The 14,739-nt window shown below is 44.4% G+C and carries 5 protein-coding genes and 1 pseudogene; all 6 read right to left on the reverse strand.

The window, feature by feature from the left end; all coding sequences use genetic code 11:
* Positions 1-59 precede the first annotated feature (59 nt).
* Positions 60-233, reverse strand: a complete 174-nt coding sequence (locus tag AC3ARB_RS06405; RefSeq protein WP_002779755.1) for a cysteine-rich KTR domain-containing protein — start codon at positions 231-233, stop codon at positions 60-62.
* Positions 234-284: 51 nt separating this feature from the next.
* Complete coding sequence (tet(O), locus tag AC3ARB_RS06410) at positions 285-2,204, reverse strand: tetracycline resistance ribosomal protection protein Tet(O) (protein WP_488319753.1); 1,920 nt, start codon at positions 2,202-2,204, stop codon at positions 285-287.
* Positions 2,205-2,570: 366 nt separating this feature from the next.
* Positions 2,571-2,945 (reverse strand): TnpV protein, encoded by a 375-nt coding sequence (locus tag AC3ARB_RS06415; protein WP_001140406.1) that lies wholly within the window; start codon positions 2,943-2,945, stop codon positions 2,571-2,573.
* Positions 2,926-9,027: a DEAD/DEAH box helicase family protein gene (locus AC3ARB_RS06420; protein ID WP_488319754.1), complete on the reverse strand. Its 6,102-nt coding sequence runs from the start codon at positions 9,025-9,027 to the stop codon at positions 2,926-2,928. The genes AC3ARB_RS06415 and AC3ARB_RS06420 overlap by 20 nt, the downstream gene beginning before the upstream one ends.
* Positions 9,028-9,631: 604 nt before the next feature.
* Positions 9,632-9,775 (reverse strand): annotated as a pseudogene (locus AC3ARB_RS06425) (calcium-binding protein); the annotation flags it as partial.
* Positions 9,768-14,699, reverse strand: coding sequence for an SspB-related isopeptide-forming adhesin (locus AC3ARB_RS06430; RefSeq protein ID WP_488319755.1), 4,932 nt, complete (start codon positions 14,697-14,699; stop codon positions 9,768-9,770). The pseudogene AC3ARB_RS06425 and the gene AC3ARB_RS06430, both read right to left, overlap by 8 nt.
* Between the last annotated feature and the right edge of the window lie 40 nt (positions 14,700-14,739).

The following is a 14,739-nucleotide window of genomic DNA, read 5'->3' on the forward strand; positions in this document are numbered from 1 at the left end:
ACGAAACAAAAAGAGCCGATGATTCGTGAATTGTTCCACAATTTCATCGGCTCTGCGTCTTAAGCGTCTGGCTCTTTGATGACAGTTATCTTCAAGTTGTCAACTTTAATCAATCTTTCTTGTCTGCATTTTGGACAATAAAGGGGATAATTCTCCAAAACAGTGTCCTTCCTAATTTTATTACGGGTTTTGCTCCCACAAACAGGACACAATATCCATTCGCATTTCATCATAATTAGTCTCTAATCCTTTCAAATCTCATTTTATATGACTTTTGCAAGCTGTTAAGCTAACTTGTGGAACATATGCCGAACCTTATCTATACGGCTATTCGGGCGGCGGGGTTGGCAAATAAATTTACCAATAGCTGGCTGGTATCCTTTTAACTCTGTCAAGCAGACTCCCTGCCCATTTGTGAAACAAGTTAAATCGTTCCTGTATTCTTGAATACATCTAGCAGGGATTTCTCCTTTCAGAATGACCTCGTCATTCTTTATCTGAGTACTTACAATATCTGCACAATACCTTGGAGCATCATGATACGCCCGTGAGAGATATTCCTGCGGTGCATAAATTTCAAAGTGGAGATATGGCTCTAATAGTTCTGTCCCTGCTTTTTTTAAAGCCTGCTCCAATACGATAGGGGAAAGCAGCCGAAAGTCTGCGGGGGTACTTACAGGACTATAATACAATCCATATTCAAAACAGATTTTACAGTCTGTCACTTTCCATCCATACAGCCCCTGCTCGCAGCCATAAAGAACCCCCTCCATAACCGCATTTTGGAACGATTGATTTAAATATCCAAGTGAAACTCTGCTTTCATACTGCACTCCGCTTCCAATAGGGAGCGGCTCTATGGACAACCCGACAGAAGCCCAGAAAGGATTTGGCGGGACTTCTATGTGGATGGTATATTCTGCTTTTCTAAGCGGTCTTTCCATATATATAACAGTAGGCTCTTTTATTTCTGCCTCCACATGATATTTTTCCTCAAGGATGGCACAAATGACTTCCATCTGCACATTCCCCAAAAAAGAAAGTATAATCTCATGCGTTGTAGTATCCACATAATATTTTAAAAGAGGGTCGCAATCTGAAATTTCTGTAAGTGCCCCAAGCAATATTTCCCGCTGTTCAGATTTCTTTACTGCAATCGTTGTTTGGAGCATAGGGAGAGGATTTTCAATAAATTTTCTCTGCGGCAACAGTATTTCGTTCCCCAAAATACTGTTTAGCTGCAAAACATCATTTGGTAAAATTACAATATCACCAGAGCAGGCTGTATCGGATGAATATAATTCACCGTTTGTCGGAACATACATCTCTGTGATTTTTATTTTCTCTTTTTCAGATATTCTAATAACATCCCTCAAATGCAATGTTCCGCTATATATACGCACATAAACAAAACGCCGCCTTTTCTCTGAATATTCAATCTTAAAAACCTGCCCGCATAGTTCAGATTGACCTTCAGGCGTTGATGAATAAAATTTACTGGCAATTACTTCTATAAGCTGCCGAATCCCCAGATTGTTTTTAGCGCTTCCGTGATAAACGGGAAATAACGTTCCGTTTTGGAATCTCCTGTTTTCTTCCTGTTCCAGTTCTGACATTTTAAACGGTTTCCCTGACATATATTTCTCTAATAGTTCATCGTTTCCCATAATTACCGCATCCCACTGTTCCATATCGTCATTGTCCGTTACATTTATATGGGGATGCTGCCCAACCTTTTGCTTCACTATAATTTCCGAAGAAAGCTTTGCTTTCATTTCTTGATATACCATTGGCAAATCAATCCCCTCTTGGTCAATTTTATTGATGAAAAAAATTGTCGGAATCTTCATTGTCTGTAGTGCATGAAACAGTATACGGGTCTGTGCCTGTATGCCATCCTTTGCAGAAACTAATAATACTGCTCCGTCTAATACGGATAAAGAACGGTATACTTCCGCCAAAAAATCCATATGGCCTGGCGTATCTATAATGTTGACTTTTACATCCTCCCACTGAAAAGATGTCACTGCTGTCTGGATAGTGATTCCCCTTTGACGCTCCAAATTCATTGTATCTGTCCTTGTTGTGCCTTTATCTACGCTCCCTGGTTCTGCAATTGCACCACTGGTATACAATAAACTCTCCGTTAATGTTGTCTTTCCTGCGTCAACGTGAGCCAGAATGCCTAAGTTAATTATTTTCATGTGATTTTCCTCCTATCAACACCCAAAAAAGGGCATAAAAATACCCAGTGATAAATACTCCTATCACTGGGTAAATAACTCCAATAGCCCCAAAACACTTATATGTTTTCGGGCATATAAAATTACATGATAAAAGTATTTTTAAACTGGGTACAAAAAACTAAGCCCCATATTAAAAGTGAAACGGGACTGCTACTTTTTGTTCCCACTATCAAATTGACAGTTTATTTAAGAATACCTTGCCGCATATTTATTAACTCCGTGTATAATACTGAATCTAATTATATTCCTTAACCCTTTATTTGTCAAGCTGACAAACTAAAGCAGAAAAAGCGGCAGGATTTCCCCCTGCCACTAATCATCTGTTTATGCAAAAATAATTTCCTTTTCCACAATCTCCCTCGCACAAGCCCTTATGTTATTGAGGCATCCTGTCCATTCTAAGGCGTTTTCTGCCTTTAGCTGTTCCGTTATGCCCTGTGCCTGTTTCATACCCTCTATGAGCCTTTCAAAGCGTTCCTGTGCCTGTCTGTCAATGTCGGCAAGGTAAGCGTTAAGTCTGCCGCTTGTAAGAAGATTGGTGTATGTAACTTTGCAGTGATGCTTCAGATAATCCAAATGCCGCTGTCCCCAGATGCCTATCGGCTGTTCTTCTTCGGCGGGTACAGTTAAGCACGGTATTAAATAATCGCCTTGCCTTTCGTATTTGCCGCCCATTTCCTCAAAAATTGTCTTTGCCATTGTCTGTTACCTCCACATTCTTTTTTATTTTGAATGTCCGCAAAATCCGTCCTACATCTGAGGGACGCCAAGGAACATCTAAGTGGTGGACAGCTTTCATGCGTGATTGTACGTTTAGACCAGTTCCACCTTTTTCCGTAGAAGCCATGAGAATTCGGACCTCACCGCTATTTACCTGACGAGATAGACTATTCTTCTTGTCGTCAGTATTGGCATCATGGACAAAGGCAATCTGGTTGGCTGGAATACCACGATCGACTAAGAGGACTTTCAATTCGTTATAGATGTCAAAAGCATCTCCATCTTTCTTAGGTGTGCCAATATCTGAGAATATCATCTGGGTACTTTCTGTCGCCATATTCTCCCGATAAAGCCGCTCCACATTATCCACCACTTGAAGAAGTTTCTGACTGTCAGACAGCTTGTAAGCAGGGTCTATCAACCGCATATCAATAGCGAGTTTTCTGGCCTCACCCGTTATTTTGAGCATATTATCCACAGTCGGCTCTACCAGACCGTTCTTGATGTCTTCAGACCGTGCCACTAACTCCTCTAAGTAATAGCGTTGGCTATCCGTCAACTCACTCTCTACTGGGATAATCCTAGCCTCTGGCACAGGTAAGTCCAACATATCTGAGGTTTGAATATCAGCTGTTTCCTTATAAATCCGCATGAGTTCAGGCAGGTTGACAAATTTCTTAAAGCGTTTCTTAGGCTGGTACTTATCTCCCGTTGGAGACAGTTCCATTGAATTCTCAATCTGACCAAAAGCTCCCACCCAAGAATCAAAGTGAGCCACCTGATACCGCTCCAGCACATCAGGCTGAACATAGTTCATCATGGTGTAGAGCTCACTGATGGAATTGGAAACAGGGGTTCCTGTCGCAAAGATGATATGGCGATTGTCATGCTCTGACTGGACCTGCCGCACCTTCATCTCCATGTCCACGTTCTTCTTGGCTGTGATATTGGTAATACCTGCCACGTTGCCCAAGCCTGTGATGGGACGGATATTCTTGAAATGGTGGGCTTCGTCCACAAAGAGGCAGTCAATGCCCAAGTTCTCAAACTCAATAAAGCTGTCCCTATCCAGTTTTTGAAGCTCCTCTAATCGTTCTTCCAAAGATCGAATAGCTCGCTCGGATTCCTTGACCGTGTAGTCATTCTCGCTCTTTAAGCAAATCTCTCGCATCTGGCTCAACTTGTCTATGATATAGGCTTCCTGTTTGGCCTTACTCATGGGAATTTTCTCAAACTGGCTATCGCCAATGACAATGGCATCATAATCTCCCGTGATAATCCGCGACACAAACTGCTTGCGGCGAGATTTGACAAAGTCCTTTTTGGTGGTCACAAAAACTTTCTTGGTCGGGAAGAACTTGAGGATTTCCTGACCAAATTGAGCAGTCAGACTAGATGGCACCACATAGAGGGGCTTGTTGACCATACCTAACTCTTTTAGCTTAAAGCCAGCCCCAAGCATGGTCAAGGTCTTTCCTGAACCCACTTCATGGGCTAAAAGGGCTCGTTTTTCCTCCACAATCCGTTGAATGGCATTCTTCTGATGGGGGCGTAAGCTAATATTTTGAGCCAAGCCATCAATAACCAAATGGCTACCATCATAGGTCTTAGACACCGTACGGTTATACAGGCTATTGTAGGTGTCCGCAATCAAGGTCTGAACTTCTGGAGAGGATAAGACAAAGTCCTGGAAAAGCACCTGCATATCCGCTTCCCTGCTTCTCAAGAGGCTGGTTCGCTGGGCATCGGTCACTTGCTTTTGCTTATCACCCTCTTTGACCGTCTGTGTAATAGTAGGCTGATTGGAATTAAGCAGGTTCTCAAACACCTTCCGCCCACTATCATAGCGTGACCCCCTCACCCCCATAGCCGCTTCTTGGGCAGACACACGACGGTTGGTAAACTCCTTAGACAAGGTATAGGTTCCATCAATAGGACTAACCTCAATGACATCTATTAAACTTGGGTCATCCAGAGGTCTCTCCTCCTCCAAAAGCACTGTATAGGCAAATTGCCCATAAACCTCGTTTGGAATCCAACGAGAGCCAATGCGGTAGGCAATATCTGCTAGACCAATCTGGCGTGGTTTGACAGCCTCAAGCAAAGTCTGATAGTGTCTCCAGTCTGCCAAGGCATTGTCCTCTTTTTGAAGCAAATCCACCTGGTCAAGCTTGGTTAAAATATCCCCTGATAGAAAATCCTGACGAGAAACATAAACCACTTTTCCTAAGAGGGCATAAGCAGGATCTAACAAGACCAAATCCCCTAATTCCTCAATCACATCATCTTCTGTTTTGCCTGAATAAAGAGACATCATAAAGGGAATATCTACTCCACGACCATCAGCTAGACTAGTATTGAGGGCATCTTGGGCAGTCTTGACTTCCTTTAGGACACGGTCTGGACGGACTAAGGCTTTCTCAAAGGCCATCGACTTCTTATACTTTACCTTCTTATCTACTGGGTCAATGTATTCATCTTCTAAACTAGCAAGAAGAGAATACTTGTCATCACTGTCAAATAGATTGCGGTTGACATTGCTATTGAGGTAGCCATAGCCTTTGACAAAGCGGTCATACTGGACATTTAAATCCCCAAGTAAGCCCTCAAAGACATCACGGTCATAGTCATAATCCCGCTGGAGATCAATCATTTCCTGATAGGTGTTGCGAAGATTGACCATGCCCTTAATACGGGCAACCTCCTTATCAGACAAAGTTCCTTCATAGAAGACCGTTTTCTTAAAAAGTCCCTTGTGTCGTCCTGTCTTCGTCGCTTCTGGTGACAGGTAAACATCAACAGCTGTCTCATCGGTCACATTCAAAGCCACAAAACGGTCAATGGCTGCTTGAGAATGTTTGGAATCCCAAGCCACAAAATCCCCAACTTCATTGATATAATAGCTAATTTCTTCTGTCTTAGCCCCTACTCGAATCCCATCACGGTCTCGATAGTAAATAGTATCTCCCTCATAGCCGAAACTATAGAGTTCAAGGCTATCCCAAATGCTTTGTGGAATGCTTTTATCCACCTTTTTCTCCATCAGAACTTGGGATTGGATAAAGATGTTGTCCTTAACTTGTGGAAGTGACACTTGCTTCAAAGCCTCATTTAACTCTAACAATAGGGGATGGTCACTTCCCTTCAAAGATAGTGTACCACCATTAAAATTCTTGACTTCATAAGTTCCCAAAACTTGGGAATTATTATCACCATCAAAATAAGGATTAAGCCAAATACGGTCGTCCTTGGCATACCGCTTACTTCCCGAAAAAGCAAGATCATCTGTGAATGCTCTCTTGTTCAAATCCTTTTGGAAGAAGAGAATATCAGTCGTGACACTCGTTCCTGCGATAGCCTTAAAGGCCGAATCGGGCAGACGAACCCCACCCAAAAACTGGGTCGTGTCCTTGATGTCCTGCAAGACATTGTCCACCCGCTTATCCATTGTTCCCGTTGAGGAAATGACCACCACTTGCCCAGTATCATGAACCACGTCCAGGGACTTTTTAATAAAATAATCATGGATCATATAAGGCTTGTCATAACGGTTGTCCGCGATTCTAAAATTACCAAAGGGAATGTTTGAAATAACCAGGTCAAAACTATCCGTCTGAAAAGGCACATCCTCAAAACCCTGAACGAAAATGGTGGTAGTGGGGTGAAGCTGCTTTGCAATGGCTCCTGTAATGCCATCTAACTCCACACCGTACAGTTCGCACTTCTCTCTTAACTGAGCTGGCATGGCCGCAAAGAAATTCCCCGTTCCCATAGACGGATCCAGCACTCGTCCGCCTGTAAAACCGTCTGCGATTAGCTTGTCCCACATGGCTCTAACGATGGCTGGGTCGGTATAGTAAGCAGTTAGAGAACTCTGTTTCATATCTGAGTATTCCTTATCCAATACCAAACTTTTGAGTTCTGCTCGTTCTTCTTCAAACTGAGGATTGTAGTCATCAAAAAAACTATTAGCTAGACCTCCCCAACCGACATACTTAGCTAGTATCTCCTGTTCAGGTGGGCTAGCCTGTCTCCCAGACTTGTCCAGTTCCTTAACCAAGCGAATAGCTGCAAGATTGGCTTCCACCTTAGCCCGTGTCCCTTTAGGGTAAAAATCGGTCAAGTCCTCTGGAAAGACAAAGTCCTGGACTGGATAAGAAAGAATAGTCTCTTCCACAACCTCTCCTGTATCTTTCTCACTTGATGGTTCACTCTGTTCTTCAGTTGGGGCAATTTCGTCTAAAAAAACAGACTGATCAGGTATAACCTGAACTGAACGAGGAGCTATATCGTCATCAAGAAAAGAAAAAAGGTCTAATTCATCCGGATGACCTGTTTTGTCCATCTCAACTTCCACACTAAGATGAGAGACCGTATCTGGCCGATAAAACAGCTGGCTCTTTTCCAACGCACCAAGCGAACCAACATAAAATACAGGACTGTGTAGCACATCATCATCAGGTAAAGCAGCTAACTCAACTCTAATCTGACCCTGGTCTTCCCAAATCCCTGCGACCTCAAACAGGTGACTACCATAATGAACTAAACTGCCCAAAGGGTAGATTCTATGAACCTGTTCCTTGAGTTCTGACAGGCTATCATCAAAAGGAGTTTCCTGTTCTTTAGCCTGAAGTTCTTCCAATAATAAGCGAGATGCCTTGTCTGGCTCTGCTTGAGCCATCAACTCAAAGACTTTGGCCTCCTCTAGCTTCAGCCCATCTTTGGTCATGCGATTGACCAAAAATACCAAACGCTCATAAGGGAGGCTGCTCTCAAGGAAAAATGTAACGCTATCTCTGTCTAATCCTTGGTCAAGCAACTCCACCGCAAGCCTCAACTGATAGACTGAGGCATGAGGATACTGCCCTAAATAAAGTAACTCTTCACTGGACAAACGGTATTTCCCAACCGCATCTAACAAGACACCTCGACTATCCTCTGGGAAATGCTCAACAGGGAAACCAACTTCCTCTAAAAGCTGGTAGTTTCTTGTCAAGAGCTGACGACTGAGGTCTACCAATTCTGCCAGTTCCTGAGAACCTGGTACTCTAGCCAACTCATCTGCCGACCCATCCGCTTCCAGATAGGTAAAAATGGTCTCACCTTCATAGACAGGGATTTGCCTACGTTCTTCATCAAAGTCACCCAAATGAAACTGTGGAGGTCGCACTAGTTTGGCTAATTCATCGTAGTGGCTTAAAATCGCAAACTTTTGGGTCACGTTCAGCTGGTCATAAGCCTCATAGTGCCGACTTTTGCCTAAGCGACGGTCATAAGAAGAGAGTGGTCCAGCTTGATTGGTCAGATAAGCCGTTACCACATTATCAACTTCTTCAAATCTGACAGTTTCTTCCTGCTTCACCCGACTGAGCTCTGCTTTTTTCTGGTCGAACTGAGTAATGATGTCTGCTTTAATGCCCAAGGGCAAGTCCTGATAGGCTGGTAAATGTTCCACAAGCAAACTCGCCTTATCTAGCTTGGCCACAGATTGACCGTAACTGGCAATGACAGATTGGCTATTTTCCTCAAAGGTCAGTTCAGGCTTAGGGATAACCAGAGGCTCATAGTCCAAAATAAAGAGGTCCAGTTCTCGGCTAATGCGGTCCGCTAGATTATTAGCTACCTTGGACACATTGATAAAATCCACCTGATTCATCTGAGACACCAAACTCCCCAAGGACACACCATAATAGCTTCCCACTTGGTCCAAAAGCTGAAAGCGAACGGCGAGGTTATAGGTCGCTACCAAAACCACCATGTCTTTTTCAACAGGACTGAGCTGGGGGAGTTGTCGTAGGCCAGCCTGTGCAAAGCGATAAGTATAGGCTCCCAAATGTTCAGAAGGCTGGTCTCCTTGGCTCAGAAAAGCTTCTAGTTCCGCACTCACATCGTAGGGAGTTGGGAAAAGATTGACACGACCTTCCTGCTCAATAAAGGTTTCCAAAAGCCTTTCCCAAGGCTCATCAAAATGGTGGGCTTGAAAACGTAGAAAAGCCTCCTTAATAGCCAAATCTTGATGCTGATGTTGACGGAGGCGGTTGCTGATGGATTGTATATTCATCCAGTAGTTCTCCTTTGATTTTCTTTAGTCAAAAAGGACTGAGAAAGCTCTCAGTCCCAATCGCTTAGAGGGTCATTGACAGCTCTCGCTGTGCGTCTACTTGAGGTCTTGCCAAGTCTGCCATGTAGCTTTGTAAAAACTGAGAACGGCTATCCAACTTGTCCTGGGCAAGAGCGAGATGAACCAAGTCCCCAAAATAATCATCGCTATCCTCAGCCAGTTGATGACGAATCAAGTCATCTAGGGTTTCTAAACTATAAGGGTCAAAGTCACCCAGCTGCCAACCATCGGACGACACCAAATAAGTAGCCGACTGACCTTGTAAAACATCTGAAATAAACTCATTTCCATCCCCTGTTCGGTAGAGCTTGTCTAGCAGTCGGGTCAGGTCTTGTTTAATCACCTCGTTCTGCTCATCCGCAACCAGACGGAGTTGCTCATCCAGCAGATAAATGTTGTCTGTAGCCATATAGTAATCATAAAGGTCATTAAGGAGAGTTGAGCTAATGATTTGGGTCTCGACACTCAGAACCGCCTTGGTAAAGGCTGACGTATCTTGGTCCAAAAAATACTGCATGACCTGTCGCATCTCCTGAAAGGTGGCGGTTCGTCCAGATAGGATTTCTGCCAAGTCAGCTTGTCCATCGCCATCAGAATCAGGACTTAGTGGATTGGTTCCCAGAGCCAGTTCTTGAGCATCTGTGAGACCGTCTCGGTCACTATCTTTGGTGTAAATGGTCTTAGGCATGGCTGTCCTCACTTTCTAGCTCTTTCTTCTTACGGTGTAACCCATACGCTAGACCTAGCATCAAGCCACCTCCAACAAGACTAAGGATAGAAGCTTCCTCACCAGTTTGTGGGAGACTGGCAACTGGGGTTGGAACTTGTGGTGGAACAGGTGCAGGTTGATTTGGAACGACTGGTGGCGTTGGAGGTGTTGGTGGTTGCACAAGCTCTGGTGTTGTGGTCTTAACCGTGTTAGAACTAATGGTCACGCCATTAACACTATGGCTAAAGGTGTTTTCCACGTCACCAGCCGCAATCCGTTTCATCTGAAGATAAACATCGGCTTGGAAGGTGGAATCTTCTGAAAGACTGGTCAAAAAGTCTTTATCAAAGGAAATAGACACCTGACCAGACTTAGTATCCACTTCTTGAAGGGTGTACTTGGTCACTTCTGTGCCAGCTTTCAGGACTGTCCCATCTATCAAGGTTACGTCCGTCATCAGATAAGCCTGATAAACACCATCATACTGGTCATGTTTTTCATCGTAATCATCGTTAAAGCGATAGTCAGTGAGAGCTGTCGCTCGATGAGCTGGAATGTGTGCTCCTTGAAGGCGGTAGTTAAAGACCTGATTAAGGGTAATCTCCTTGCCATCCAAACTCTGGTCCTTGTGAGACAAATCAATCACCACATCCTTTTTGGGGTCTAGTTTTGGCACGTTGTTCACAACAGTATCCGTCACATAGGCTAGGCCAAAATCAATCTGATAGGCGGTATTGGTGTAGTCACCACCTGTTTTAACCAAGTCTTTCTTTATGGTCATGGGATTGGTTACCACCAAGGTCTGACCCGTCTTGACATAGGTATCATAAAAGGTCTGTGGGTCATCTGCCGTAAAGACTTGAATGGCTCCTTTAGGCACAAATCCCTTACCTGCCATAGCCTCTTGAACAGCCTTTGGTGCTTCAGTTAGAGAAGCGTACACCTTAACGGATAAGCCCTTGACTGCTTGCCCTTGACCGTCAACAATCTGAATCCCGTCTGGTTGCAATTCCAAGGCCTCTTCTGGGTAATCGTCCACCATATAAAAGCCCTTGGCAATCTGGTCCTTGGTCGCAGCCATGCCCTTATAGGCACTATAATCCATGACAATCTTGTAGTAATTGACCATGTCAGGTAGAACCGTCTTCCCATCAATGATCACTCCCTTGTCAGTGGTGTTGGATTTTTTAGGCGTAACAATCGGAATGAAGTTGGATACGTCTTCCGTCTCGTAAGCCAATCCAAAATCAACCTGATAGGCCTTGTTAACATAGGTCTGACCCGAATTATAAAGGCTGTCCTTGACCGTCATAGGGTCAATAATGGTTAAGGATTGGCCTGTCTTCACATAGGTCTCATAGAAAGCCTCATTGTCTTTAGGACGAAAGACTTGGAAAGCTCCTTTTGGTGAGATTTTCTTGGCAAATAGAGCCTCTTTCAAACTATCTGGAGCTTCTTCCAAATTCTGATAGGTTTCAATCATCAGGTCAGATACAATCTTCCCTTCTTGTGTCACCACTTGAATAGCCTTGGTGTCAATCTCAAGAGCTTCCTCTGGGTAGTCATCCACAAAGTAAAACCCCTTAGCAATGGCGTCTTTAGTAGCCACAATACCCTTGTACTGGTCTAAGTCCCATGACAAGGTATAGAAGTTTTTAGAACCAACAAGCATGGCCTGACCATTGATGTCTACCTGGTCGGCATTGAGGTTCTTCTTCATCGGTTCCGGTGTAACAAGCGTGTTGGTCACTTCCTTCGTCGCATAACCATTACCAAAATCAATCTGATAGGCAGTATTGGTGTAGGTTAAAGTCTTGTCCTTGAGGTCAGTACGAACCGTCATGGGACTGGTCACCAAGAGGCTAGTTCCTGTCTTGACATAAGTGTCATAAAAGGCTTGATTGTCTTCTGGAACAATGACTTGAAAAGCTCCTTTAGGGTTAATCTTAGCCGTTGTCAGTTGATGTCTAAGTGTTTCTGGAACTTCTGACAAGTCCTTATAAGTCGTTGCCACAAAACCAGATAAGGCTTTTCCATCTAGGGTTGTGACACTTACTGTCTTATCATTAGTCATCACAGCTTCTTCTGGAAAATCATCCAAGAGGAAAAAGCCCTTGGCAATGGTCTCCTTGGAAGACTGGTCACCCTTATACTGATCCAGGTCCCAGGTCAACGTATAGTGATTGGTTGAACCAACTAAGACCACCGTATCATTGATAACAATGCCATCGCTGTTTTTGTTGGTCTTATCAGGGATTATCAAGGTCGTTGTAGTCCCATCACCTGGTGTCCGAACGGTCACAGGGTTTGAGGTGACGGTGTAGGCGGTTGGTGTTCCCTGATTGATGATGAGCTTGTAAGTGTTAGTGTAAATCGCACCATCATTGACCACCGTACCGTACAAAACAGGAGCTGTCAGGCGATAGCTCTTAGTCAAGTCCTTATTAACTTCAGAGAGGAGACTGTCCTTAGCTGTCAAGCGAACCAAGTGCTTAGAGCTGTCATAAGCCACTTCATAGGCGGTGTTATGTTCTTTGGTTGTCGTTTCGTTGAGGACATAACCTGCTGGTAGGTAGTCCTCAAAGATGAGGCTAGTTGTCGTGATACGATTTGGGGATAGATTCCCCACTTCCAAAGGATAGTTGACGGGAGATGCCTTAGCAACCATACTCTTGTCAATAGACACACGGTCACTATTTTCCACCTCCTTATGAATACCTGGTTGGGTCGCTAAACGGTAGCCATGTACTTGAACACTTGGAACAGCTGGTGGCGTAGGCGTTTTTTCATAGACGGGTTGAGTTGGCAAAGACACTTTCACCAATGTCAAACTCGGCTCCTCAACAGGGCTGGTTGGTTTTGGTGTGAAAGTTACCAGAGGTTCTGGCGTGAAGGTCTTTGGCGTATAGACAGACGGAGTGTAGGTTAAGGGATCTGGTACAGGGTCAAGGTTAGGTTTGACCAAGGGTTTAGGTGTATAAGGACGTACCGTCCGTGCCACAGGCAGGGTATTGAGGGCAAACCAATAGGTCTTACCTCCCACCTGAGTGGGCATATCTCCCTGACCAAAGGTCACTCGGTAGGTATTGCCAGAAGTCACCGTTGACACAATCGCCCCCTTATAGGCATAGCGGCTGGAAGTCGTGTCCCATTCCTCAGGTGTGCCAATCTCATGGGCTCGGTTAGAACCAAGTGACCGTGCTAGACCCTCACCTGTTACTTGAACAGTTGAACCATTGATAGGAACGAACTTGCCTGATGAATCCTTGACATATTCTAAGCCAATGTTGTTGTGGTTCAGTGATGAATGAGTGAATACTCCTGGTTGTTCCTTAGAAAAGGTCACTTGACTACCATCAGCTAAGGTGTATTTGGCCTCCACTCGAAATTCCATCTTGTCGTTTCGCCAGTCACCTGTTCCGTCTCCCCGATAGGCAATAAACCCTTCTGTCGGGTCATTTGGAACAACCAGCTTAACACTATTGGTTCCTGCTGGGGAAACAAGATTGGTAATATCATAGGTCACGCCTGTAATCTTCTTGCCCGCAAAGCTGGCGTTTTGAAGGTTCGAATAGTTGAACCGCAAAGTCTCCCCTGTACGAAACTGGTCATAAACAAAGAAACCCGTCGAATCAAGGATATTACTATAACCACCCAGCATAGCATTTCCCGTGCTAATAATGTGATCGGGATTGCGAGTAGCTGCCCCGTGTTGGGCTTGAGGTTCTCCACGATTAAGGTCAAGAGCCTGGGCAAGGGCTTCTGAAATATAGCCCTCTTCTCCCTTTCTAATCTCTGCCAGTTCTCTGTCGTAGCGAGCTTTTTCAGAGGCATTATAGGCTTTGATGTCTTGATTTTTAGCGTCTGCTTCTGCCTGTTTCTGGGCATTGCTTTTTTTGATGGCTTCAATCTCTGCTTGACGATTGGTTACTCGAGCCTGTTTATCCTTGTTGGCCTGATCCACAGCTGCTTGACCACGGCGATTTTCTTCGTCAATCGCAGCCTGACCCGCCTGATTTCGCTTAGTAATAGCATCGTTATCTTCTTTTGCCTTTGCTAGACCAGTTGCATTTTCTGCTTCGATTTGCTTGTTTTTCGCTGTTTGAGCGTCTGCTTCAGTTTTCTTAGTCACATAGGTGTCAATAGCAGCTTGGTTCTGCTCACTAACACCTTGGACCAGTTTAGTGTAACCCTCATAGGCTTCAGGCGATGTGCCATCACCTGATGTGATGGTCTTATCTGTCACCGTTATCTTGGCATTTGAAAAACGGTTGGTCAAATCAGAAACAGTGGCATTGACGTCCTTCTCAAAGTTTTTCGCCACATCATCTGCCTGTGTATGACTGACTTTCAGGATAGCATTCTCTCCTTCAATCCGCGCCACTTCTGCCGCATGGTCTGCCTTATCTGATTGATATTTAGCTGTCACATCTTTCAGCTCTGATACCTGCTTATCCATATCGGATTTAGCAGTATCGAGAGCTTGATTGGTTTCTTCAGATGTCTGAGTGATTCCAAGGTCCATGTCCTGACCTGATGTAATTGTCACCCCTTCAGCCTTAGCTTCAGCAATCGCTTGCTTTAATGGTGTCTCATCAATGGTCACAGGCATAGTTCCTTGGGATTGCCCTGTTTCCGAAAGACTAGTGTTATGCTCTACTGTCTCAGTAGGCTGTGCTTCAGGGAGGTTGGTAGCTGGATTATCCGTCAGAACAGTCGAAGGTGCACTCGGTGTCAACAATTCATCAGCCTTGGCAACACCACCACCTAAAGCTAGTACAGCTGTTGCGACTGTTCCTAGTGCAACAGAGCAGAGAGTACGGTACTTCTTGCTTTTGCGAAAGACATGTTTCTCACCCTTTTCTTGGGTAATAATGGGTTTTACTTGAATGGGTAGGGTCATGGGACACTCCTTTATGATATTTTTTGTCGATTACCAGAAC

The sequence above is a fragment of the Streptococcus sp. ZY171113 genome (genome assembly GCF_057748235.1).